Origin of the sequence: Paenibacillus sp. FSL W8-0186 (assembly GCF_037969765.1) — a bacterium.
Classification (GTDB): Bacteria; Bacillota; Bacilli; order Paenibacillales; family Paenibacillaceae; genus Fontibacillus; species Fontibacillus woosongensis.
The window spans coordinates 5,302,994-5,326,607 of sequence record NZ_CP150207.1 but is presented as its reverse complement, the minus strand read 5'-3'; the positions used below and the strand labels follow the sequence as shown (position 1 = coordinate 5,326,607).

The 23,614-nt window shown below is 53.2% G+C and carries 22 protein-coding genes; 16 read left to right on the top strand and 6 right to left on the bottom strand.

Annotated elements, in window-relative coordinates:
* The first annotated feature begins 85 nt into the window (after positions 1–85).
* The 4 genes from MKX50_RS23840 to MKX50_RS23825 are packed head-to-tail and all read left to right on the top strand — an operon-like array spanning position 86 to position 4,350.
* Complete coding sequence (locus MKX50_RS23840) at positions 86–967, top strand: DUF4430 domain-containing protein (protein WP_339157935.1); 882 nt, start codon at positions 86–88, stop codon at positions 965–967.
* Positions 954–1,856, top strand: coding sequence for an energy-coupling factor transporter transmembrane component T (locus tag MKX50_RS23835; protein ID WP_339157934.1), 903 nt, complete (start codon positions 954–956; stop codon positions 1,854–1,856). Before MKX50_RS23840 ends, MKX50_RS23835 begins: the two co-directional genes overlap by 14 nt.
* Complete coding sequence (locus tag MKX50_RS23830) at positions 1,829–3,643, top strand: ATP-binding cassette domain-containing protein (protein WP_339157933.1); 1,815 nt, start codon at positions 1,829–1,831, stop codon at positions 3,641–3,643. The genes MKX50_RS23835 and MKX50_RS23830 overlap by 28 nt, the downstream gene beginning before the upstream one ends.
* On the top strand, positions 3,631–4,350 hold the full coding sequence (locus MKX50_RS23825) for an ECF transporter S component (RefSeq protein WP_339157932.1): 720 nt from the start codon (positions 3,631–3,633) through the stop codon (positions 4,348–4,350). Before MKX50_RS23830 ends, MKX50_RS23825 begins: the two co-directional genes overlap by 13 nt.
* Here the strand turns inward: MKX50_RS23825 and MKX50_RS23820 are convergent.
* The gene (locus MKX50_RS23820) at positions 4,328–4,690 is read right to left on the bottom strand and encodes a DUF423 domain-containing protein (RefSeq protein WP_339157931.1); all 363 of its coding nucleotides are present in this window, start codon (positions 4,688–4,690) and stop codon (positions 4,328–4,330) included. The genes MKX50_RS23825 and MKX50_RS23820 overlap by 23 nt on opposite strands.
* A gap of 129 nt (positions 4,691–4,819) precedes the next feature.
* Here MKX50_RS23820 and MKX50_RS23815 point away from each other — a divergent pair, with 129 nt between their 5' ends.
* The 5 genes from MKX50_RS23815 to MKX50_RS23795 all read left to right on the top strand — a co-directional run bounded on the left by MKX50_RS23815 (position 4,820) and on the right by MKX50_RS23795 (position 9,965).
* On the top strand, positions 4,820–5,272 hold the full coding sequence (locus MKX50_RS23815; RefSeq protein ID WP_339157930.1) for a carboxymuconolactone decarboxylase family protein: 453 nt from the start codon (positions 4,820–4,822) through the stop codon (positions 5,270–5,272).
* 79 nt (positions 5,273–5,351) lie between these two features.
* Complete coding sequence (locus MKX50_RS23810; protein WP_339160243.1) at positions 5,352–6,290, top strand: sigma-70 family RNA polymerase sigma factor; 939 nt, start codon at positions 5,352–5,354, stop codon at positions 6,288–6,290.
* Positions 6,291–6,399: 109 nt separating this feature from the next.
* Entirely contained in the window at positions 6,400–6,738 is a 339-nt protein-coding gene (locus MKX50_RS23805) for a PadR family transcriptional regulator (protein WP_155612287.1), read from the top strand.
* 20 nt (positions 6,739–6,758) lie between these two features.
* The gene (locus tag MKX50_RS23800) at positions 6,759–7,793 is read left to right on the top strand and encodes a hypothetical protein (protein WP_213591315.1); all 1,035 of its coding nucleotides are present in this window, start codon (positions 6,759–6,761) and stop codon (positions 7,791–7,793) included.
* Between the two features lie 132 nt (positions 7,794–7,925).
* The gene (locus MKX50_RS23795; protein ID WP_213591313.1) at positions 7,926–9,965 is read left to right on the top strand and encodes a catalase; all 2,040 of its coding nucleotides are present in this window, start codon (positions 7,926–7,928) and stop codon (positions 9,963–9,965) included.
* Positions 9,966–10,086: 121 nt separating this feature from the next.
* On the opposite strand, the gene MKX50_RS23790 is transcribed toward MKX50_RS23795, so the two are convergent.
* The 5 genes from MKX50_RS23790 to MKX50_RS23770 form a co-directional block, all read right to left on the bottom strand.
* Positions 10,087–11,169, bottom strand: coding sequence for a copper amine oxidase N-terminal domain-containing protein (locus MKX50_RS23790; protein WP_339157929.1), 1,083 nt, complete (start codon positions 11,167–11,169; stop codon positions 10,087–10,089).
* An 83-nt stretch (positions 11,170–11,252) separates the two neighbouring features.
* Entirely contained in the window at positions 11,253–12,056 is an 804-nt protein-coding gene (gene phnE, locus MKX50_RS23785; RefSeq protein ID WP_339157928.1) for a phosphonate ABC transporter, permease protein PhnE, read from the bottom strand.
* A complete protein-coding gene (gene phnE, locus MKX50_RS23780; protein WP_339157927.1) occupies positions 12,053–12,853 on the bottom strand; it encodes a phosphonate ABC transporter, permease protein PhnE in 801 nt (266 codons plus the stop codon). Before phnE (MKX50_RS23780) ends, phnE (MKX50_RS23785) begins: the two co-directional genes overlap by 4 nt.
* Positions 12,850–13,623, bottom strand: coding sequence for a phosphonate ABC transporter ATP-binding protein (gene phnC, locus MKX50_RS23775; RefSeq protein ID WP_339157926.1), 774 nt, complete (start codon positions 13,621–13,623; stop codon positions 12,850–12,852). Before phnC ends, phnE (MKX50_RS23780) begins: the two co-directional genes overlap by 4 nt.
* Positions 13,624–13,784: 161 nt before the next feature.
* Positions 13,785–14,771 (bottom strand): phosphate/phosphite/phosphonate ABC transporter substrate-binding protein, encoded by a 987-nt coding sequence (locus tag MKX50_RS23770; RefSeq protein WP_339157925.1) that lies wholly within the window; start codon positions 14,769–14,771, stop codon positions 13,785–13,787.
* A 207-nt stretch (positions 14,772–14,978) separates the two neighbouring features.
* Between MKX50_RS23770 and MKX50_RS23765 the strand changes: the two genes are divergently transcribed.
* The 7 genes from MKX50_RS23765 to MKX50_RS23735 all read left to right on the top strand — a co-directional run bounded on the left by MKX50_RS23765 (position 14,979) and on the right by MKX50_RS23735 (position 23,510).
* Positions 14,979–16,592: a bifunctional metallophosphatase/5'-nucleotidase gene (locus MKX50_RS23765; RefSeq protein ID WP_339160242.1), complete on the top strand. Its 1,614-nt coding sequence runs from the start codon at positions 14,979–14,981 to the stop codon at positions 16,590–16,592.
* An 81-nt stretch (positions 16,593–16,673) separates the two neighbouring features.
* The gene (locus MKX50_RS23760) at positions 16,674–16,952 is read left to right on the top strand and encodes a hypothetical protein (RefSeq protein WP_283926204.1); all 279 of its coding nucleotides are present in this window, start codon (positions 16,674–16,676) and stop codon (positions 16,950–16,952) included.
* Positions 16,953–17,164: 212 nt separating this feature from the next.
* Positions 17,165–19,039: an SLC13 family permease gene (locus tag MKX50_RS23755; RefSeq protein ID WP_339157924.1), complete on the top strand. Its 1,875-nt coding sequence runs from the start codon at positions 17,165–17,167 to the stop codon at positions 19,037–19,039.
* A gap of 183 nt (positions 19,040–19,222) precedes the next feature.
* A complete protein-coding gene (locus MKX50_RS23750; protein ID WP_213591299.1) occupies positions 19,223–19,735 on the top strand; it encodes a DUF6773 family protein in 513 nt (170 codons plus the stop codon).
* Positions 19,732–19,926, top strand: coding sequence for a helix-turn-helix transcriptional regulator (locus MKX50_RS23745; RefSeq protein WP_155612277.1), 195 nt, complete (start codon positions 19,732–19,734; stop codon positions 19,924–19,926). The genes MKX50_RS23750 and MKX50_RS23745 overlap by 4 nt, the downstream gene beginning before the upstream one ends.
* 150 nt (positions 19,927–20,076) lie before the next feature.
* Positions 20,077–21,069 carry a DUF3829 domain-containing protein gene (locus MKX50_RS23740; RefSeq protein WP_213591297.1) on the top strand — a complete coding sequence of 331 codons (993 nt, stop codon included), beginning with the start codon at positions 20,077–20,079 and terminating at the stop codon, positions 21,067–21,069.
* An 83-nt stretch (positions 21,070–21,152) separates the two neighbouring features.
* Entirely contained in the window at positions 21,153–23,510 is a 2,358-nt protein-coding gene (locus tag MKX50_RS23735) for an ATP-dependent DNA helicase (RefSeq protein ID WP_339157923.1), read from the top strand.
* The last annotated feature ends 104 nt before the right edge of the window (positions 23,511–23,614 follow it).

The window sequence follows — 23,614 nt, the reverse complement described above, 5'->3', positions numbered from 1 at the left end:
GATTATCATAGCTTGGGGTGGGCATATGCCGAAATGGAGCAGGACAGTATGGCAGAGTAGAAACAAGCTTTTCGGGCTGTTGGCCGTGATCGCTATCGTATTAGCTGCGGTGTGGTTCTACGGAAGTGGCAACCCGGAGCGGACTGGTTCGGCCGGTGATGCATCTGGTAATGCATCTGTCGGGGCGTCTCGTAATGAGGCTCAGTCTGCCGAAGCAGACTCCAGGAACTACTTTTCGGAGAACGGGGAGGCCAACCCGATACAAGAGGCGCTACCGGACAAGGAAAAGCCGTCTTCAGCTTTGCAGCCTGAGGACAGAGGAGAGACGTCACCCGCTGAATCCAGTGACAAGGGCGCTGCACAAGGCACGGCCGGTGGGTTAGCAGCAACGGCGGAAGAGCCAGCCGGGAAGGAAGCGGGGGCAGGCAGTCAAACCGGTGAAGGGAAGCGGGCCGATGAGGATAAAATGGCTGACGCAGCTGAGGGTGCTGCGCCTCAATCCGTTCCTAGCGGTTCGGAAACAGCCGCATCTTCTACGCCGCCAAGTACCGGGGCGAACAGCAAAGACAGTGCCAAGGAGACAGCAGCCGGCTCCAGCGATTCCGTTACGTTAACAATCGTTGGATCACCGGATATTGGAACAATTATGGGGACGATTGAGGTAGATATCGGCGATTCCAAGACCGTACTGGACGTACTGAAGAAGGCTACCCGCAGCCAGAAGCTGCAAATGGAGTATACCGGAAGCGGAGCGACAGCTTACGTGCAGGGCATTGACAATTTGTATGAATTTGATAAAGGCTCGGGCAGCGGATGGATGTACAGTGTCAACGGCAAATTCCCGAACCGGAGCGCGGGAATATGGCCGCTGAGCCCCGGCGATGACATTCGGTGGCTGTACACGGAAGACTTAGGCAAAGATCTGGGCGCAGGCGCAGAAGACGGATTATGGGATGGGAAGAGCTGATATGGTCTATGGGTTTACAGGACTGCATCCGCAATTAAGCATGCTGTACTTCCTCGTATTGCTGGGAGCCTGCATGATGTTCCAGCACCCTGTATATTCGCTGGTATCCTTCGTGTGCGTTGTAGCGCTTCTCTTCTCTCTCGATGGGGGGAGGGCCTTGAAAAAAGTAATTAAAGGCTACTTGCTCATCGCCTTTGTCATATTTATTTCGAATCCGTTTTTCTCCAGCCGGGGAGCCACGATCCTGTTCTATGCCTGGGACCGTCCAGTTACGATGGAAGCCATCGTGTATGGCGCGATATTTGCCTTATCGCTGCTTAACCTGCTGCTCGCCTTCGTTGCTTTTAATTTGGTCGTGACGCCGGACAAGCTGCTGTATCTGCTTACGCCGTACGCACCGCGAACGGCTTTTGTAATTACTGTAACACTTCGCTTCGTCCCCCTGCTGACCCGCAGATTGCAGCAAATCATGACGATTCAGAGGGCAATGGGTTATTTGCACCCCGGAGGAAGCAAGAAGCATCTGATGCGGGAGGGGATGGAGACGATGCATACGCTCGTCGGCTGGTCCTTGGAGGAAGCGCTGCAGACGGCCGGCTCCATGAGGGCAAGAGGTTATGGGATCGGGCCAAGAAGCAGCGGCACAGTCTACCGGATGGATCGCCGGGACAAGCTCGTGCTGTGGATGATGATCATAACGGGGCTGAATATCGTGATCGGCGCTTTGTTTGGCGTAAATCATTATGAAGTATATCCCCGGCTTCAGACATGGCAGTGGTCGTCCCAGCTGGGAATTCATTTGCTTAGTTATGCTGTATTCCTGGCCATCCCCCTTGTGATGAATGGGAAGGAGTGGCTGCATTGGCGCTATATCAGATCGAACATGTAAGCTTCCAATACCCGGAAGCATCAGAAGCGATGCTGACGGATATAAATATCACCGTTGAAGAGGGAGACTTTGTATTATTATGCGGACCATCGGGATCGGGAAAGACGACGCTGCTTCGCCAGCTGAAGCGGGAGATTAGGCCGGAAGGACATCGGCAGGGAGAAATACGGTACCGGGGAAACTTGCAGGACGATTTGGATACAAGGCATTCCATCGAAGAAATCGGAATGGTCTTTCAGGATCCGGACAGTCAGATCGTCATGAATACGGTATGGCAGGAGCTTACCTTCGCGATGGAGAACCTGGGTTACGCTGCCGAGCAGATTCAGCGGAGAATCGGCGAGCTCGTTCAGTTCTTCGGCATGCAGGGCTGGCTGCAGCTGGGGGTGCATGAGCTGTCCGGAGGCCAGAAGCAGCTTTTGAACCTGGCTTCCGTGATGTCTTTACGGCCCAAAGTACTGCTGCTGGATGAGCCGACGGCACAGCTTGACCCGATTGCCGCCAAGGAGTTCATTCAATTACTTGCCCGGATCAACGAAGAGCTGTCTATTACGATCATTATTAGCGAGCATAGAGTTGAAGAGCTATTCCCTCTTGCTACCCAAGTTGTCATGCTGAAGGCGGGGGAGGTGGCTTACGCTGGTGCTCCGCAGGAAGTCATCCGTAAAATTTGGAGCGGTCGGGATGAATTTTTTATCCCCTATCTGCCCGCGGTCTGCCGATTATTTCTAGGAGCCGGCGGAGAGGCTGCCCGGAGGGGGACGGAAGCGCCTATTCCACTTACCGTCAAGGCGGGGCGGCAATGGGTCAGCCAGTATGCTAAGGTGCTTGCAAACCAGGTTCAATCGTCGTCTGAGATATCATCAGCTTCTGCTGATACGTCAAACGAATCGCTAGCCGCAGCATTAACCGTTCCGTTAAACGCAGAGAAGGCAGTGAAGCAGCAAGCGGAACAGCAGGCCGGAAGACAAGGAACGACCTTGTTGGAATGCAGGGAGCTGTTTTTTACCTATGAAAAAAATGCGCCTCTCGTGCTGAAGGGCTGTTCGCTGCATATTCATCAAGGGGAATTCTTTACATTATTCGGCGGGAATGGCTCAGGCAAATCTACGCTTCTTCACCAAATCGCAGGTGCCAGGAAACCGCAGCGCGGGAACATTTTTTTAGAGGGAAAGTCTTTGCTGCGCAGCAGCATCGCCGAGAGGAGCCAATTCATTGGCTACGTGGCCCAGAATCCGCTGCTTTACTTCACACGGGATACGGTAGGGGCGCAGTTCAAGGATCGAATCGAACGGCTGGAGCAAGGCTCCGGCAAGGGATACCAGCAGGGCCAAACTTTTGCTATGAGCAGGCAGGAGCGGTTAGACGAGCTGCTGGAGCTGTTTGAGCTCAAGGGATCGCTGGACAAGCATCCGTTAGACCTCAGCGGAGGACAGCAGCAAAAGGCAGCGCTGATTCTCGTCCTGCTGGCAGAGCCGCGATTGCTGCTGCTCGACGAGCCGACAAAGGGGCTTGATCCCACCTCCAAAATGAAGCTGGCGGCACAGCTTGATGCCATCCGCGGGAAGGGCACAACGATTCTGATGGTCAGTCATGATATCGAATTTGCGGCCAATAACGCGACACGCTGCGGGCTGCTGTTTGACGGCAAGCTGGTTGCGATAGATGAGACGAGGAACTTTTTGCGGGACAATTACTTTTACACGACAATTATTCATCGTACGGCGGGCGATTTCTTCCCCGCAGCGATTACCATGAAGGATATAGGGATGCCATGGGAAAAATAAAACGTTTTGTCTATGCCGGCTGCATCATTGCAGTGATTGTTCTGCTGGCTGCCGTGTTATGGTTCGAGGAGTATTATCTCCCGCTTAGCTTCCTGGTTATCGGGCTGGCGATCATTCCCTTTTTTATCCGCTTCGAGAGAAAAAGGCTGCGGACGGAGGAGATCCTGCTTGTCGCAATGCTGGGGGCGATCGCGGCCGTGAGCCGCGTGCCATTTGCGCCGCTCCCCAGTGTGCAGCCGACGTCCTTTGTCATTATTATGGCGGCGCTCGCCTTTGGAGCCGAGACGGGGTTTCTGGTGGGCAGCATCGCCGCCGTCGTATCGAACATATTCCTGGGTCAAGGGCCGTGGACACCGTGGCAGATGTTCTGCTGGGGAATGATCGGGTTCACGGCAGGACTGCTTAAGGACTCGTTATGGATGAAACGGATGTGGGGCAGAAATCTCTTCGGCTTCCTCTGGGGATTTCTGTTCGGCTGGATCATGAATTTATGGTTCCTGATCGGCTTCTATGATCAATTGTCCTGGCCGGTATTCGTGTCGGCTTATGTCGCCAGCTTCTACTTCGATTTGGCCCACGCGTTGTCGAATGTTTTCTTTCTTACGCTATTCTCCGGAGTATGGATGCGAATCCTTACCCGGGTTAAGTCGAAGTATGGCTTGCTGAACCCGGAGGACACGCCGGTTAAATTACCGCGATCGCCGTAATTACCCAGCCGATCAGGAAGGCCACGCCGCCCAGCGGCGTAATCGCTCCTAGCTTTCGGATGCCTGTCAGGCTCAGCGCGTACAAGCTGCCTGAGAACAGGATGATGCCCGCGAACAGGAACCAGCCAGCCAGCACAATCAGTGACGCCGATTCGGTCTGCGCAGAAATCAGGCCTAACAGCAGCAAGCCGAGCGCATGAGCGATGTGGTACTGGATCCCGGTTTGAAAAATTTTCATCATATCCTCGGACAGCTTCTTCTTTAATGCATGGGCTCCGAACGCCCCTAAAGCAACGGCTAGGAACATCATGACTGCTCCGAACAGCAATAATGTCGTCATGCTTATAACACCTCCCACTCCAAATAGTAGCTATTACAGGCAAAGGCGTCAATTCAGGAAGGGGAAGGTGTCACAAAATCGGGGGCTCCATTGTCTACTCTGTATCACATGATGAGGAGAGATGGATTAATGAGTCTAAGGTTGAATTTTCAGAAGGCTAACCCGGCAGCGTATCAAGCGATGTCCACACTGGAGAAATACACCAGGGAGAGCAGTGTAGATCCCGTTACGAATGAGCTGATCAAGCTTCGCGCGTCTCAAATCAATGGATGCGCCTACTGCCTGGATATGCATGCTAAGGATTTGATGGCGATGGGGAGTCATGCCGACCGGATTTTGCTGCTCAGCGTATGGCGGGAAGTTCCGCATCTGTTCACGGATCAGGAGCGGGCCGCTCTGGAGCTGACGGAATGCGTGACGAATATTTCGGTTGAAGGAGTGCCGCAGCCGGTCTATGAGAAGGTGAGGCAGTATTTTACCGAGAGTGAGTACGTAGATTTATTGATTGCCATAAATACGATTAACAGCTGGAATCGCCTAGCCATCTCATCAGGGCTTTTCCCTGGCTGCTTCAAGTCATAAAATGGTAAAATAACATAGGAAATGCCGAAAGGAAGCCTTCCCGGGCTTCTTTTTGGCGTTAGGAGGAGGTGCAGGCTTGGTGCAGCCATTGCAGAATGAGGATGCTCGTTCCGTGCGAACCGGGATGGACATCGATGCATTGTACCGGAATTATCGGACATATGCTTTTTCCATCGCCTATCGGATGCTGGGCGTTGTATCTGACGCCGAGGATGTGGTTCAGGACTGGTTTGCGGAGATGCAATCCAAGGATATGACTGAAATTCGAGATGTCAAAGCCTATTTGGCAAAAGGAATTACGAATCGCAGCCTGAACGTATTGAGGTCAGCACGGAAGCAAAGGGAAGTATATGTCGGAGAATGGCTTCCGGAGCCGCTCGTCTCTGACTACGATTCTCCCGAGCGGACACTGGAGCGGCAGGACGTCATTTCCTATGCCTATCTGGTCATGCTCGAGCGCCTTACCCCGATGGAGCGGGCGGTCTACCTGCTTCGGGAAGTATTTCAGTACGACTATCCTGCGATTTCAGAGATGCTGGGCAAATCGGAGAGCAATTGCCGCAAAATATGCAGCCGGGCGAAGAAGAGCCTCAATTCAGAGGAAATAAGGATTGACGATCATCCTACCCTGGATCAGGGGAACAAAAGAAAGCTGATCGAGCGGTTTATTGCCGCTTTCGAGCGATACCAGATGGAGGAGCTGCTGGAGCTGCTCTCTGAAGACGCGGCAATGATCACCGACGGGGGCGGCTACACTCGTTCCGCTATTTTTCCGATTACAAGCCGGAGGCGTGTGCTGGCTTTGTTGACTTCGCCGAAAGCATTTAAGGAATTGCGCAGGTGGGAAGCTGTGTTGACAGAGGTGAACGGAGAGATAAACCTTGTCTTTACGTTAGAAGGCCAATTGAAGGGCATATTATGCTTCCAATGGGCAAGCGGATCGAACCGCATCCAAAATTTATTTTTGCTGCTTAATCCCTATAAATTGAATCATGTCCAGCCTGCCTTGCATGAGTAAGATCCCTGGATCTTGCCCATGCTTTTTTTATGAGGCTATAAATTCAATAATATTATGCACTTTACAATAGTGTGCGCCATACAGTATATTGGGAGCAGGAGTTGATAAGATGACTGACATTCAAGAGGTCGTGAATGGATTACTGCAGGAGCTGCGGAGGGGAACGATCATTATTGGCGTGCTCAGCCAGCTGTCAGAGCCCCAGTACGGATATTCGCTGGTGATGATCTTGGAAGAGAAGGGTATGTCTATTGACCCCGGCACGCTGTATCCCTTGCTAAGAAGACTGGAGAAGCAGGGGCTGCTGGACAGCGAGTGGGATACGACGGAGAGTCGGCCGCGGAAATATTACCGGCGGAGCGAATTCGGAACCGAGGTGTACCGGCAGCTATGCACGGAATGGAAGGAATTGAACCGAAGTGTGGAAGGTTTGCTGGACTTGAATTGATTTTTGAGGAGGAGTGACTCTTGGATGTTGTTCAGAGGTATATTTATGCCGTAACGCAGAAGCTGCCCGAAGGACAGAGGGAGGACATCAGGCTGGAGCTGGAGGGCTTGATTGAGGACATGCTGGACGAGCGCACGCAGGGCGGGCCGGTGACGGATGAGGACATTGAGGCAGTGCTCCGGGAGCTGGGAAGTCCGCATAAGCTGGCGGATCAATACCGCGCCAGGCCAAGATATTTGATTGGCCCCGGATTTTTCGACGCTTATATCTCGGTACTGCGAATTGTCCTGATCTCTATTGGCATCGGGCTTTCGGTGAGCTTCGCTGTTGAAGCTCTCATTACGCCAGCGGAGACGCTGCAGCAATTTATTTCATATATCGTATCGATCATAACCATTGGTATGCAAGGCTTCGCTTGGGTGACCGTTACCTTTGCCATTATTGAATATGCTGGCGTGAAGCCGGAGGATCTGAACAAAAGCAAGCGGGAATGGTCTCTTGCCGACTTGCCGGAGATCCCTGACCGCAGGCTGCTCATTAAGCGCAGCGAGCCTATCGTGGGGATTATTTTCTCCGTATTGTTCGCCGTATTGTTCACGTTCTCCGTAGAGCTGATCGGAGTGATTGTGTTTCGGGAGAATTTCAGGGAGGTCGTGCCCATTTTCAATGTAGAGAACTTTGCCCGGTATTTACCGCTCATCTGGGGGCTTACAGCGCTTAGCATCCTGAAGGAATCGGTCAAGATGATTTTCGGCAAATGGACGCGCGGTGTGATGCTGTCTCATGTGGCATTAAATGCGCTCACATTTATTTTGCTGGTAATTATGTTCAAAGATTCTGAGGTTTGGAACCCTTATTTTGTAGATCAACTGGTGCAGTTAAGTATTTTGACTCCGGGCAGCGAGGCGTTTCAATGGGTTCAGACGGCCTGGGGCGGGGGTCAACACTGGCTGATATCTATCGTGGCCATTGTGACTGCGATTGATATAGTGTCGGTATGTTTGAAGGTGTATCCCATTCATAAGGGTGCCGTGGGGAACGTTAAGAATCACTAACGGATCAGCGCTTGTATCTGGAACAGCCCGGCATGCAAGGATATTTGTTTGCCGGGACTCCCATTGGGGTAAAGGTTAGCGTACGTACTCTGTACGCTGACTAACGATCTCGATCGGGGAGGAATCAGTGTTATGGATGAGCAGCACAAATCAGGCGGCAATCGCAAGCAGGAGCAGTTGGAGCAGTTTCGCGTGAATGATGAAGGCCAGAAGATGACGACGAACCAGGGCCTGCGCGTCTCGGAGGACGAATTCTCCCTTAAGGCAGGGGAGAGGGGCCCGACACTGATGGAGGATTTTCATTTCCGGGAGAAAATGACGCATTTCGACCATGAACGCATCCCGGAGCGCGTCGTTCACGCACGGGGATTCGCGGCTCATGGGGAGTTTGAGCTATATACATCCATGAAGCCGTACACAAAAGCCAAATTTCTGCAGGAGCCCGGGACTGTAACTCCCGTGTTCGTCCGCTTCTCTACGGTTGCAGGTTCCCGCGGCTCGGCGGAGACGGTGCGTGACGCACGGGGGTTTGCGACGAAGTTCTATACCGAGGAAGGCAACTATGATCTGGTCGGCAACAATATTCCCGTATTCTTCATCCAGGATGCTATCAAATTTCCGGATTTGATACACGCGCTGAAGCCCGAGCCGCATCATGAGATGCCTCAGGCGGCCACGGCTCATGATACATTCTGGGATTTCGTGGCGAACAACCAGGAATCCGCGCATATGATCATGTGGGCGATGTCGGACCGCGCCATCCCGCGCAGCTTCCGGATGATGGAGGGCTTCGGGGTGAATACCTTCCGGTTCGTTAACGAACAGGGGAAGGCCCACTTTGTGAAGTTCCATTGGAAGCCTGTGCTGGGGACGCATTCGCTCGTCTGGGACGAGGCGCAGAAGATTGCGGGGAAAGACCCGGACTTTCATCGCCGGGACCTATGGGAGTCGATTGAACAGGGTAATTATCCGGAGTATGAGCTGGGCGTTCAGCTTCTCCCGGAGGAAGACGAGTTCAAATTCGATTTCGATATTCTCGATGCAACCAAGCTGTGGCCAGAAGAGGACATCCCTGTACAACTGATCGGAAAAATGACGCTGAATCGAAACGTGGACAACGTATTTGCGGAGACGGAGCAGGTGGCTTTCCACCCGGGGCATGTCGTGCCAGGGATCGATTTCACCAATGACCCGCTGCTGCAGGGCCGCTTGTTCTCCTATACGGATACGCAACTGATCCGGCTTGGGGGACCGAACTTTCATGAGCTGCCGATTAACCGGCCGGTGTGCCCGTTCCACAACAATCAGCGGGACGGCTATGGGCGCCAGACGATTAATGTAGGCCAGGTCAGTTATCATAATAACTCGTTGGCCGGGAATACGCCGTCGCCTGCGGCGGAGGCGGAAGGCGGCTACGTTCATTATCAGGAAAAGGTCGAGGGCCGCAAAATCCGTGCTCGGAGCGAGAGTTTCAAGGATCACTTCTCCCAGGCGACGCTCTTCTGGAACAGTATGAGCCTGGCGGAGAAGCAGCACATCATCGACGCCTTTTCGTTCGAGCTCGGCAAGGTCAAGAGCAAGTCGGTACGCCAGCAGGTGGTCGACATGTTCGGCAATGTCAGCCTGAAGCTGGCTGTTCCGGTCGCCGAGGCGATTGGGGTTATACCTCCCTCGGGAGCGGGTTCGCAGTCCAGCAAATCATCCCCGGCGCTGAGCCAGGAGAACACGGTGAAGTCGCCGAGGACCCGCAAGGCTGGTGTGATCGTAGGTACGGGTTTTGACGGAGCCGAGGCGAAATCGGTGCTGAATGCGCTGATCGCCGAAGGGGTTCAGGCTGAATTCATTAGCGACAAGCTTGGCGTGCTCCACGGATCGGAGAATACGGAATGCGAGGTCGTTCATACGTTCCTGACCGCTGACTCCGTCTTGTTTGATGCGGTTTACGCACTTGGCGGAGAGCTCGCTTCTGCTGACTCGGACCGGAAGGCGGCTTTCTTTATTCAGGAGGCTTACTCGCATTATAAGCCGATTGGGGCAGCCGCGGGCGGCATGAAGTGGCTGGAGCCGCAAATGGTGAACAGCCCGGGTGTCGTTACGGGGGTGAGCGGCAGCAATTTTGCAGCGAGCTTCATTGAGGCCATCGCGGCTCATCGCCACTGGGATCGCGCCTGAGCAGAGGGAGCCTGCGGGCCAACCGCGTCCAAGGCCGCAGATGCATGCGGAGAATGGATAGAAATACGGCAAGACGCCCCGCAGTGGATAGTGATTCCAACTGCGGGGCGTCTCTTATTCATTATGGCTGCTGCGGCAGCTCGGTTTCTACTACAATTTTAACTGCTTGGCTGATCGCGGGCAGGCTTTTCGTCATGACGGGCTGATAAAACCCGATGACCTTAGTTCCTTGCTCGATGGAACCCGGCTCTACAGGCTTGCCCTCTTTATCCACGATAGCCGTATCGTCGCTGAGCCGAAGAACGATGTCATTCTGGGACAGGTCGGTCAACCCTTGGCCCTTGACCAGATAACTGGCATGCCCTCGCTCATCCGTGCGGATTTCCTCGATCGTCCCTGCGGTTCCGAGCAGGTCGCCGGGCAATTCGGCATCTAGTACGGTGAGGGTGTAGGCTCCCGTCTGAGGCGGTAGGCTGAGGGTCATGGCTAGCGAATGCTCCGCCTTCACGGTCATCCCGAGCCGCAGATCCGGCCACTCCAGCTTCGTTCCGTCAGCGCGTTGATATACGGTGTCCTCGCTGACTTTCAGAACAAGCCCGTCAGGCCAGACTCCCTGGATATGAACCGAGGCGTATTTCCCGTCATCCTGAATGGCGGTAATAACGCCGGTGGTTTGGGCGGTTTGCTGCTGTACCGGCTGCTCTGGCTGCTGCGCCTGCGTTGTAATAGAGACGGAACCGGCGCTGATCGCTACGGTGGCATGCAGTGCATTCTCGACAAAGGCGGACGGCACATGCAGTTGACCCTCCGTTAACTCAGGAGCGGCTGGAAGAGAGGCGCTGCTCCCGTTAACCCCATATTCCTTGGCTCCAGCCGTAACAGCTGCGCTCATATCGTCCTTGCTTATGATGGCGGAATGATCCGCTTGACTCCATTTCACGGCATAACCCAGCTGCTCCGCAACAGCGCGGAGCGGCAGCATTGTGGCTTCCCCGCCATGCGCTTGGTAGGCCGCCCCAGGCAGAAGCGTTCCGTCGATTTCAATAGCGATAGCTGATGCCTGCGGCGAGGAAACGATCGGCGCGATATTTGCTGAGGCCGATGGCTGGCTGGCTGCCGGCTCTGCCGCTGCAGCGCCAGAAGCTAAGATCGCCGTGGACAAAGCCAGCATGGCCAGCGAAGTTCTCAAAGTAGTATTCATCATTGTCATTCCTCTCGACTTGTATTGTAAGTAATTCTACAAACCAAGACGGGAGTGTTTATGGAAATGTTGCACAAGGTGACGAATTATACCAGCTTTTTGCGGATCGAACCAGAAATCATGTCGATGATTGTAATCATGACGACGATGCCAAGCAGAATAATGCCGACCCTCTCCCAGTTTCGCGAGCTTAGGGCAAAAATGAGCGGGGTTCCGATTCCGCCCGCTCCAATGATCCCGAGAATGGTGGCGGAACGGACGTTAATTTCAAATCGGTATAAGGTATAAGACAGAAAACCTGGCAGCACCTGAGGGATCACGGCGAACCACATGATTTGCAGGCGGCTCGCTCCCGAAGCGATCAAGGCTTCAACGGGGCCTTTGTCCAAACTTTCGACCTCGTCGGCAAACAGCTTGCCCAGCATGCCTACGGAATGCAGTCCAAGCGCCAGTACCCCGGCGAAAGAGCCCGGGCCGACCGCCTTGATGAACAGGATGGCCATAATAATCTCTGGAAAAGTACGGATGAAGCTCAGTATCATTTTTCCGGAGCCGGATACCCATCGGGATGAGCTCATATTGGTGGCTGCCCAGAAGGCAAAAGGAATGCAAATGACCGTCGACATAAAGGTGCCGAGCATGGAAATGGCCAGCGTATCCAGCAGCCCTCGCAGCAAATCTTCACCGTCGGGCAAATACACGTAATCCCAATCCGGCGAGAAGATCCCGGCTATGATCGCCTTCGTAATCTGCCCGGCCGTTTCTTTGATGCCGGTATAAGGGATGCCGGCGAATGCCCATATATAAATAATGGCGAGCGCGGCGTAAATGAGCCACCGATAGGCTCGTTTCTTCGGCTTGCGCCTGATTTCGTTTCCTGGTTTTGTCATAGCAGTTTCTCCCGAAGCTTCATACTCACATAGTCGATCACAAGCACGATAGCTAATGTAAAAATAATGATGACACTGGTCTTGTCATATTCCAGAAAACCTAAAGTCACTTCGTAATAGTGCCCGATGCCCCCGGCGCCGACAAGGCCGAGAATAGCCGCCGCCCGCACATTAATCTCGAAGGTATAAAGCACGTAAGAAGCGAAATGCGCCTGAATTTGCGGAATGACGCCATAAGCGATTCGCTGCAGGGTGTTCGCGCCGACAGAGGTCATCGCCTCCAGCGGGCCGTTATCGATCGTCTCCAGCGCTTCATAGGTCAGCTTGGCGATGAGCCCCATCGAGAACACCGCCAGGGCAAATATGCCCGGCAGCGGACCGAGCCCGAATATGGCGACGAACAGGGCGGCCAGCAGCAAATCCGGGATCGTACGCACGAGATTAAGGAGGAACCGCACCGGATAATAAACCCAGCGGGATTTGACCAAATTGCTGGCGCACAGCAGGGCGACGGGAATAGCGCCGATCGCTCCGAGCGTCGTCCCTACGAGGGCCATGCGAATTGTCTCGAGCATGGCCTCGGTAATATGGCTGAAATAGCTCCATTTCGGCGGAAACATTTCCCGCAGCAGATCAAGCATATTGGGCAGGCCAGCTACAAGCTCGCTGAGCGTCGATTCTGTTTGCACTGCGCTTCCCCAGAGAAGAAGCAGGATAATAACCGTCGTCAGCACATGCTTTAACCGGCTAGGGGCTTTCGGGCGGGTGTGGATAGGAACGCTTGGCTTGGCGTTCATACGACCCGCTCCTCCAGCAATTCATCCTGTTGAATCGGCCGTCCATAAATGGAGGCGAAGACCTCGTCCGTTGCCTCGGACACAGGGCCGTCAAAAACGACCTCTCCCGCTCTGAGCCCGATGATCCGAGTGGCGTAGGTTCTGGCCAAATCGATGAAATGCAGATTGACGATCGTCGTAATGCCGAGCTCCTGGTTGATTCTTTTTAAATCGTCCATAACCTGCTTCGTCGTCAATGGATCAAGAGAGGCGACCGGCTCATCAGCGAGGATAATCTTGGCTTCCTGGGCGAGCACGCGGGCAATAGCAACCCTCTGCTGCTGTCCGCCGGACAGCTGGTCGGCCCGAACGTAGGCTTTCTCGGCGATGTTGACCCGGCTAAGCGCCTCAAAGGCGATATCGGTGTCCTCCTTCGGGAATAAACCCAGGATGGTCCGCAGCGTAGAGTGGTAGCCGACCCGTCCGGCCATCACGTTGCGCAGGACGGTAGAGCGTTTAACCAGATTGAAGCTTTGAAAAATCATCCCGATATCGCGGCGAATGCTGCGAAGCTGCTGCCCCGATGCGTTCGTAATCGACTTGCCGCCGATGCGGATGTCCCCCTCGGTAATGTCATGCAGCCGGTTCATCGCGCGCAGCAGCGTTGATTTGCCTGCCCCCGACAGTCCGACGATGACGACAAACTCGCCTTGGGAAATGGACAGGCTAATCTGGTTTAGACCCTTTGTTCCGTTGGGATAAGTCTTGGATACATTTGTAAGCTCTATCACGTAAATGATCATTCCTTATAATAGTTTTATCGAACAATTCCGCTTAACAGCTCTAAGTCTCTCTAAGAACAAGCACAGCCAGTCACAGTGCGGCAGCACTCCAACTGGCTTGCTCATTTTTCGTACGGTGTTCCAGAGGTTCCCCATTCCAAATGGTCAGCTTACTCTGTCTTCACTTTCTCCCCGTATTCACGCACGATATCGAAGGTGCTGTCTTCCGATTTCACATAACCCTCATGCGAGTATATTTCCTGAATGATCGCGCGTCCTGCTTCATCCTTGCCGATATCGATGAAGGCGTTGGCGATTTTCTCGCTCCACTCTGCGTTCATGTCCGTGCGGATGGAAACCGTATCGTTCGGAATCGGCTCGGTGAACGCCAGCACCCGTGTATCCTCAAATACCGTTGGATAGTCGCCCTTTACGACATTTCTGGCATCCTGGAAAATCGCTGCGGCATCAACATCTCCGTTCAATACGGCGAGCACGCCCTGGTCATGTCCTTTAACCGTAATGGCTTGCACGTCTTTAAGCGGATCGAGCCCCGATTCCATCAGCTTGCCGGCAGGCCATACGAAGCCCGCGGAGGATGTGACGTTCTGATAGGCGATGCGCTTGCCTTTCAAATCGCTTACGGACTGGAGCGGGGAATCTTTCTTGACGATAATCATGGCTTTATAGAAGTCGACGAGCTCCTCAGTCGGAGCGCCCGTATCATCCTGTACCCCATAACGCTGGGCTTGCAGAATGACATCGGCTGCGCCTTTCTCTTTAGCGAGAACATAAGCGGTTGGCGGAAGGAAGCCGACATCGACTTTCTTGGAAGCCATCGCTTCAATAATGGTATTGTAATCGGTCGATACGCTGACTTTGACAGGAATGCCAAGGCGGTCGCTCAGCAGCTTTTCCAGCGGCTTCGCTTTAGCTTCAAGGGTATCGGCATTCTGGGATGGAACGAATTGCACGGTTAGCGTCTCCGGTACATAACCTTCGACCTTCGGCGCGTTCTCAGCCTGGTTCTGCTGATCGGCGGATGCGTTCGCCGCAGCATCTGTTCCGGGATTGCTGACAGCAGCATTGCTGCCGCAGCCGCTAAGGAAGGCGACGGACATAAATAAAGGCAGAATAAATCGGGTGATCTTCTTCAAACGGTATGACCTCCACATAAATCTATTTTTTGGATTGCACCATTAACTATAAGAGAGGTTTATTAACGGCTTGTCAGCAGAATTATAGTATTATGTAAAAAAATGTGATTTTCAGGACTGCCCATTTAATATAAATCATGATTTCGCCTGATAGACTAAATAGGAAAAGCGTTGGAAATTAGCTATAGAAGGGACTAGAAGATGGCGATGAATAAAACGGCAGCCTGCGAAATTGAAATTCTCGTGACAAGCGATATTCACGGGCATATTTACCCTACAGATTATAGAACGGCAGAGGATAAGAACTTGGGCCTGGCAAAAATAGCTTCGCTCATTCAGGAGGAACGGCGGCAAGCCCCCGACCTGCTCTTGCTGGATAACGGCGATTTGATACAAGGGTCGCCGATGGCCGCGTATGATGTAAAGAAGGGAACGGGGGCAACCCATCCAGCGGCGGCTGTGCTGAACCGTCTGTCCTATGACGCGGCTGTCCCAGGGAACCATGAGTTCAATTATGGGCAGGATGTGCTGCGCCGTGTTATGGAAATGTCGGACTTTCCCTGGTTGTCGGCAAACATTGTCGACGCCAGGACGGGGGAGCCTGCCTTTGGCGTACCTTATATCATCAAACAGAGAGGACCGCTAGATAACCCGGTCAAAGTGGCGATTCTTGGCCTGACGACGCATTATATTCCCAATTGGGAGAATCCGCTGTATCTTGAGGGCCTGGAGTTCCGTGATGCGCTTGAGACGGCGAAGGCATGGGTGCCTTTGATCAGGAAGCGGGAGCGTCCTGATCTGCTCGTCGTCTGTTACCACGGCGGCTTCGAACGGGATCTGGCCAGCGGGGAGGCGAGCGAGAAGCTGACCGGGGAAAATCAGGGCTATGCGCTTTGCCGGGAAGTAGAAGGCATAGATGTGCTGATTACCGGACATCAGCATCGTTTCCTGGCGGCGCAGCTTGGCAATGTTGCCGTAGTCCAGCCCGGCAGCCTGGGACAAACTTTGGGCAAGGTCGTGGTCTGTCTGGAGAAGCAGGAGGAAGGATGGATCATTTGCCGCAAAACGGCAGAGCTGCTCCTGGTCGATGATTCGGTAAATGCAGACAGGACGATTCTGGAGATGTTCTCCAGTCTGGAGGCCGCAACACAGAGCTGGCTGGATCAGCCGATCGGGCAGGTGGCGGGAGATATGCGCATCCACAGTCCGTTAATCTGCCGGACGGCGGATCATCCTTTCATTGAGTTCGTAAATAAAGTGCAGATGGAGGCTGCTGGGGCCTCTGTATCGTGCGCCGCCTTGCTGAGTGAGGAGTCCCTCGGCTTTGGCGCAACCATAACCATGCGCGATGTGCTGGGTAATTTCATATATCCCAATACGTTGACGGTGCTCCGGCTGAAGGGGAAGGATATTCGGGATGCATTGGAGCAGACGGCCGCTTATTTCGTGGCCGGCCCGGATGGCAGGCCTGCGGTCAGTTCAGCCTACTTGGAGCCGAAAGCCCAGCATTACAATTACGATATGTGGGAGGGCATCCGGTATGAGCTGGATCCTGCCAAGCCGCTCGGGCAGCGGGTTATGAAACTGACGGATCTCGCCGGCAGGCAAATTGAGGACGAGACGGAAATGGATGTGGTTATGAACAGCTACCGGGCCGGCGGCGGTGGAGATTATGAAATGTTCAAAGGAAAGCCCGTCGTGCGGGAAATCGCGGCCGACATGGCTGAGCTGGTTGCGGAATACATTCGGAAGCATCGGATCATCCAGGCCAGCTGCGACCATAATTGGCGGGTTATTGCTCACAATCCTATGGTACAATGACAGACATCAGGGCAAGCTAGAAGCTGTATGAGAACTTCAGCTGATGCGCATAACTTATCGTGAAAGAGGAGCTGACCATTCATGAGCGAACAAATTAATGAGCAAGAGCTCGTTCAGTACATTGCCGAGCGCGCCGAAGCGAAGCCGGAGGCGATCCGGGCTGTACTGAAGCATGAGGAGGCGTTCATCAACAATGCCCATAAGGGCGCCAAAGGCGATGTCGATATCGATGGCGATGAGCTGGTGGATTACGTGCTGAGCCGACCGGACGTGAAGCTGGACGAGCTGACCGTGGAGACGATTCTGGAGCTGGAGATGGATTACTTGATGGACAAGGGTCTTGCCGGCTACGTGGATTAGAGCCTTTTGAGACCATTCAAATCCCCTTCTCTGCCTGAGCAGCTGAAGGGGATTTTTGCGCTTCGCCGGGTGATAATAAGCCTCGGCATAAAGCCGGTAAAGTATGTTTCTTGTCGAAATACCTATTCCCCAGCTTGGCCCAATGTTATGATATGGCTATTGAAGTTCGTACATAACGAAATAAATCCAGGATTTACATAGGAGGAACAACCGTGAATGGCCCAATGATCATCACTCTTATCGTTCTGATAACGGCATCGGTGCTGTTTGTTTCGGGAAAAATCCGGTCTGATCTCGTAGCGATCGGATCGCTGATCATTTTGATGCTGCTGGGCATCCTTACTCCGGCTGAGGCGCTATCCGGCTTCTCCAATTCGGTCGTAATCATGATGATCGGATTGTTCGTCGTGGGCGGAGGCATACTTCAGACTGGGCTGGCCAAGATGGCGAGCCGGATACTGCTTCGCCTGGCGGGGACGAGCGAGACCCGGCTGCTGATTATGGTTATGCTCGTAACCTCGTTTATCGGCGCTTTTGTCAGCAATACCGGCACGGTTGCCGTGATGATGCCAATCGTCGTGAGCCTGGCAATAAGTGCGGGTACCCATCCAGGCAAGCTGCTCATGCCGCTCGCCTTTGCCAGCAGTCTTGGCGGGATGCTTACGCTGATCGGTACGCCGCCGAACCTGGTGATCCAGGAGACGCTCCAGCAGGCCGGGTATAAGGGGCTGTCCTTTTTCAGCTTTACACCGGTCGGCATCGTCTGCTTGGCTGCGGGCATCATCGGTCTGCTCTTTCTGCGCCGCTTTCTGCCTGACCACCAGAGGGCGGAGGGCAAGCGGAAGAAGAATGGCCGCTCGCTACAGGAGCTCGCCAGGCAGTATCAGTTAACGCAAAATCTATTTCGCGTTCAGGTAGGAAAGGATTCGCCGATCCAATCAAAAACGCTGCAGGAGCTTGATATTTCGGCCAGGTTCGAGGTCAACATCATTGAGATCCGCCGTAAAATCTCGGCGAAGAACCAATTTTTCAAGACGATTAACCAGGAGATTGCCGGGCCGGATACCGTCATTCACGAGGATGATATTCTGTATGTCAACGGTACGTTTGAGCGGGCGGAGCAATTTGCCATGCATTACGGGTTGAGCTTGCTCGATCGTCACGTCCCGGAGAGAAGCGGGCCGCAGCCCGAGCAGGATGCACAGTATGCGACGAGCGAGGTGGGCATTGCCGAAGTGATGCTGACGCCGAACTCCAGCCTGATCGGCAGGCTGGTCAAGCATTCAGGATTCCGCGAGAAATACCGGGTGAATATTCTCGGCATTCAGCGGAAGGAGCACTATCTGCTGCATAATTTGAAGGAGGAGCGGATGAAATTCGGCGATGCTCTGCTCGTCCAAGGCACGTGGAAGGATATCGCGCTGCTGGCTGCGGATCAGGCTAACGTCGTTGTTGTCGGCCAGCCAATCGAAGAATCGCGCAAGGTAACAATGGACATCAAGGCCCCGATCGCTGCAGGCATTATGCTGCTCATGGTGATCCTGCTCATTACCGAGCTGGTGCCTGCTGTGGCGGCCGTCATGATCGCCGCCGTGCTGATGGTTGTCTTCGGCTGCGTCCGCAATATGGAGGAGGCGTATAAAAGCATCAACTGGGAGAGCATCGTCTTAATCGGCGGAATGATCCCGATGTCGATCGCCATTGAGAAGACCGGAGCAGCTGCGCTGCTGTCCGAGGGGCTGGTGAGCACGCTTGGCGGCTATGGTCCGATTGTACTGCTGGCCGGGGTATATTTCACGACATCCCTGCTCACGATGTTCATCAGCAATACGGCTTGCGCAGTACTGTTTGCGCCCATCGCCCTTACCGCAGCGATTCAGCTTGGCGTGAGCCCCTATCCGTTTCTGTTTGCGGTTTCGATCGGGGCAAGTATGTGCTTTGCGTCTCCGTTCTCCACGCCGCCAAACGCACTTGTCATGTCGGCTGGACGATATAAATTCAGCCATTATATTAAGGTTGGCCTCCCGCTGCAAATCTTTATCGGTATAGTGATGGTGGCGATGCTGCCGATATTTTTCCCGTTTTAATCAGGTACGTCCTCGTTTGCGGCTGCGGCTGCGATCGGGGGCGTTTTCTCTATGGGGTGAGAAATCTGGATGACAATTATAATTGTTTAAATGCAATATATATTTGACATTATGACACTTATGTTGTAGATTGAAGATACGAAACGAGTATCTATTATATCTACACAGAGAGGGTGTACGGACATGAAATGGTTTCAATGGCTTTCAAGTCGGGGCAAGCAAGCGGACGAAAGAATCGTGAATATCCAAAATAAAATTTACAAGGAAATATATATGCTAGTCATGTTGATCTGCTTGGCGTCGGTGATCGGCAAATTCATCATGCTGGGCACGGATACATCGGTAATCACAGAACTCGCTATTTTACTGGCATCCAGCCTCTATTATCTGATTCGTTCGGCTTCCCTGGGTATTTATTCAGATGCCGTCGAGGTTCACGATCGAACGAGCAAATTCAAGATGAGCACCAAGAATATCATTACAGGCAGCGTTATGGGTTTGGGACTGGCCTTGTTCTTTGGCCTCCGCAGCGCAGTTCTTTATGCTGACGGGGGATTGCAGTCTCTTTGGTATTTCGTGCTTGTGGCTTTCGTCTCATTGATGATTTATGTTCCGCTGTTCCTGGCGTTAACCTTCGGCCTTCACACAGTGGCGAATAAAGCCAGTGCGCACGTGAACAAGGATGATTTGGAATGAAGAACCTCAGAATGAAGCTGGCGAGAGTCGAAAAGGACTTGTCCCAGGAGCAGCTGGCTCAAATCGTTGGCGTATCGAGACAGACCATCGGGTTAATCGAGCTTGGAAAATACAATCCCAGCCTCAGCTTGTGCGTGGCGATCTGCAAAGCTTTGTCGAAGACGCTGAATGATCTTTTTTGGGAGGAATAGCCGCAGGCAGCAGCATCCCGGTCAACAGAACCTAGAATTACTTGGATATGGGCATATTGTCTGCGCAAGAATGGTTGTTCTAGTAAAAAATCCCCACAGTTTAGCCGATAAATAATTCAGACGGGTAAATAGAATGGGGGCCTTCCAAACATGAGGAGTCGGATATATTTCATATTCTGCAGCGTATTGTTTTGCTTCCTGCTGACCTCCTGCAGTTTGATCGATGAGCTGAAGGGAAGCTCAAGCGTCAATGGAGCAAGCATAGAAGAAGAGCATGCAGCCGCCAAGTACGGCGCTTACATTAATTTGAACAATATGATGACCGGCGGAACGTTCGATAGAGCCATCGAGGGTTATATTAGCGAATTTGGCATGGATGAAAATATGTATATCAGCGACGACTTCAGCGGCAGTGAACTCGCCTCCTTTCCCGGGTTGGACGGACTGGCGAAGACAGTAAACACTGCAGTGGACCGCGCGGCCGGCGAGCCGTCGTATGGCGCTGCGGACGAAGCGCTCATCCAACTAGGCCCGGTAATACTTGATCTGCTGGATACGATAGAGGAAATAACCGATTACTATAACGACGGGACATACGCCGACGACCAGTTTGCCAAAGGCAAGGAGCTGCATAGCCAATTTATTGCCCAATACCATACATACGAGCCATTGGCCAACCAGTTTTATAACGATTTCGACCAGATTGCGGCGCAGCAGAAGCTCAGTGATCTGGATAAGCTTAAAGAGCAGGACTATTTAATCCGGTATCATGCCCTTAGCGTAGTGATGCGTGCGCAGGATATTGAAAAGGCCTTTTTTGAAGCCGAAATTTTTGATGAGAATATTTTGGACTGCAGCCTGGAGGAATATAGAATTTTGTTTGACTTGCTGGTCCAGGATTCGAAGCAGTTTACGGAATATGCGAAGGATGGCAAACGGAGGAAGCAGGAGTCCTGGGCGACGGTCCCGGAATTGGACGCCGCTTTGCAGGAGGTCATCGGAACGGCAGCCGACATTTTAACTATTCTAGAAACAAAGGATACGAGCAGCAACAGGGACAACAATCTTGTGAGCAGCTACTTCTCTAAGGTGTCGAACCTGATCGACGCTTATAATTACAATATTCGGATGGATAAGGCATAATAATTTTTTGCAACAGAGGCAGGCGGATATCAGCCTGTCTTTTTTTGTGTTCAAGGAAGAACTGGCGCTAACCTCTGTTGATCATGTTATACTGTAGAGAACAAACGTTCTTAATGGATCGGCAGGTGGATATCGTGAATTATCAGGTAGAAATCGCCGTCCGTCATCTGGTCGAGTATGTGTTCCGAAGCGGAAGCCTGGAGGGCGGATTTCGGAGCGTCGCCACCTTGACGGAAGGTACGAAAGCACATCAGAGGATACAGCAGCAATACGGAGAATTGGATCAAAAGGAAGTATATTTGTCGCTGGAAATGCCTTGCGGAGAGTTCGTCTTCGTCATTGACGGGCGTTGCGACGGCCTGCTGGTTGATGAGGACGGGCAGGTGACGATCGATGAAATCAAATCTACGGCGATGGAGCTGGACGAGATTGGAGCAGATACCTTCCCCGTCCATTGGGCGCAGGCGAAGTGCTACGCTTATATGTATGCCGTGGCAAACGATGTCCCGAATATGAACATTCAGCTGACATATGTCCAGGTTGATACGGATGTACACAAGCGATTCGTACAGAGGATGACGCGCGAGCAATTGGAGGTGTTCGTGACTGATGTCATTGAGAGATACGCCCCTTATGCGGAAATGCTGTATCGTCACCGGGCGAAGCGGGATGCAAGCATCGACGGATTAGCTTTTCCATTTCCAGCGTATCGCCAAGGACAGCGCAAGCTTGCGGGCGCGGTATACACAAGCATTGCCGAGAAGGTCAAGCTGTTTGCCCAGGCGCCGACGGGAATCGGCAAGACGATGTCGACGATATTCCCGGCGGTTAAGGCGATTGGCACCGGGCTGCTGCAGCGCATTTTCTATCTTACAGCTAAGACGATTACGCGAACTGCGGCAGAGGAGGCCTTTGCGCGCCTTCAGGCCGCAGGACTGCATCTTCATGCGGTAACCATTACTGCGAAGGAGAAGATTTGCTTTCAGGAGCAGATCAGCTGCCGGAAAGAAGACTGTATGTATGCGGACGGTTATTATGATCGGGTGAACGGGGCCATCCTCGATATGCTTGGCCATGAGACCCTGATCGATCGCGGAGTCATCGAGGCGTACGCTCGCAAGCATCGTGTCTGTCCGTTCGAATTTTCGCTGGATGCCGCTTATGCCGCCGATGCGGTGATTTGCGACTACAATTATATTTTCGATCCGCGGGTTTCCTTAAAAAGGCAGCTTGCGGAGCATAAGCGGCATACCGCTTTGCTGGTGGACGAGGCCCATAACCTGGTGGACCGCTCCAGAGAGATGTTTTCCAGCACGCTCGGCAAGTCGTCGTTTCTCGCATTGCAGCGGGATTTCAAGGCGGCGAACAAGAGATTGTCCGCGGCGGCTAAAGCGGTAAACGCCTATTTCATCCGGCGGAGAAAGCAGGCGGAGGAGAAGCGTTTGATCGAGCGCGAGGCTCCAGACGAGCTGCTGCTGCTGCTGGAGGATTTCGTCCAGCAGGCGGAACGCGAATTGGCTGGGGGGACAGGCGGCTATGTTCCGGAAACAGGGCCGCTGCTGCTTGAGACGTATTTTGAAGCCGTCCATTTTGTAAAAATCGGCAAGCTGTACGATGAACGTTATGTAACGTACGTGGATATTTCCAGCCAGGAGGTGCGGGTAAGAATGTTCTGCCTGGACCCCTCTTATCTGCTGCGGGAAATGGGAAAAGGCTACCGCTCGCATATTTATTTCTCGGCGACGCTGGCGCCGATCGGCTTTTACAGGGATATGCTAGGGGCTGAAGCCGATGATTATACGCTATCTGTCCAGTCCCCCTTTTCTAGGGAGCAATTGGAGGTTGTCCTGCTGCCTTTATCGACGCGCTATCGTGACCGGGAAACAACGGTAGATCCGCTCGCCGCTTATTTGCGGCAATTGACGGAGCAGCGGACCGGGAACTATTTGTTCTTTTTTCCCTCCTATGCTTACATGAAGATGGTCTATGAACGTTTTATGGCAGGAGATTCTAAGGCGGATACGATGGTTCAGCATGGGGAAATGTCGGAGGCAGAGCGGGAGGATTTCTTAACCGCATTTGAAGCCGGCCGATCCGGCGGGTCATTAATTGGGTTTGCGGTCATGGGCGGCATTTTCTCCGAAGGCATCGATTTAGTGGGCAACCGCTTGACGGGCGTGGTCGTTGTTGGCGTGGGCTTGCCGCAAATCGGCCTGGAGCGGAATATTATTCGCGATTATTTCGATCAGACGGGCAGGAACGGTTATGATTATGCCTATGTGTTTCCGGGAATGAACAAGGTTCTTCAGGCGGGAGGGCGGCTTATCCGTTCCGAGCAGGACACGGGATTGCTGGTTCTGGTCGATGACCGGTACCTTCAGCCGCATTACGCCAGGCTGCTTCCGGCGGAGTGGAGCGACTACGCTGTAATCACATTGTAGCCTGTGCCGTCCCCATAGGATGTTATGTATCCAAGAGCACTTTTGAGGCTTGCCTAGGCCTCGAAGGTGCTTTTTTCCTGCCGGGACAATTTGACTCCTTATCG

Coding starts and splice junctions, on each gene's coding strand:
- MKX50_RS23745 (WP_155612277.1), top strand. CDS start 19,732: ATGAAGAACCTCAGAATGAAGCTGGCGAGAGTCGAAAAGGACTTGTCC.
- MKX50_RS23815 (WP_339157930.1), top strand. CDS start 4,820: ATGAGTCTAAGGTTGAATTTTCAGAAGGCTAACCCGGCAGCGTATCAA.
- MKX50_RS23765 (WP_339160242.1), top strand. CDS start 14,979: ATGAATAAAACGGCAGCCTGCGAAATTGAAATTCTCGTGACAAGCGAT.
- phnE (WP_339157928.1), bottom strand. CDS start 12,056: ATGACAAAACCAGGAAACGAAATCAGGCGCAAGCCGAAGAAACGAGCC.
- MKX50_RS23835 (WP_339157934.1), top strand. CDS start 954: ATGGGAAGAGCTGATATGGTCTATGGGTTTACAGGACTGCATCCGCAA.
- phnE (WP_339157927.1), bottom strand. CDS start 12,853: ATGAACGCCAAGCCAAGCGTTCCTATCCACACCCGCCCGAAAGCCCCT.
- MKX50_RS23790 (WP_339157929.1), bottom strand. CDS start 11,169: ATGATGAATACTACTTTGAGAACTTCGCTGGCCATGCTGGCTTTGTCC.
- MKX50_RS23825 (WP_339157932.1), top strand. CDS start 3,631: ATGGGAAAAATAAAACGTTTTGTCTATGCCGGCTGCATCATTGCAGTG.
- MKX50_RS23740 (WP_213591297.1), top strand. CDS start 20,077: ATGAGGAGTCGGATATATTTCATATTCTGCAGCGTATTGTTTTGCTTC.
- MKX50_RS23750 (WP_213591299.1), top strand. CDS start 19,223: ATGAAATGGTTTCAATGGCTTTCAAGTCGGGGCAAGCAAGCGGACGAA.
- MKX50_RS23760 (WP_283926204.1), top strand. CDS start 16,674: ATGAGCGAACAAATTAATGAGCAAGAGCTCGTTCAGTACATTGCCGAG.
- MKX50_RS23735 (WP_339157923.1), top strand. CDS start 21,153: ATGTTATACTGTAGAGAACAAACGTTCTTAATGGATCGGCAGGTGGAT.
- MKX50_RS23820 (WP_339157931.1), bottom strand. CDS start 4,690: ATGACGACATTATTGCTGTTCGGAGCAGTCATGATGTTCCTAGCCGTT.
- MKX50_RS23795 (WP_213591313.1), top strand. CDS start 7,926: ATGGATGAGCAGCACAAATCAGGCGGCAATCGCAAGCAGGAGCAGTTG.
- MKX50_RS23805 (WP_155612287.1), top strand. CDS start 6,400: ATGACTGACATTCAAGAGGTCGTGAATGGATTACTGCAGGAGCTGCGG.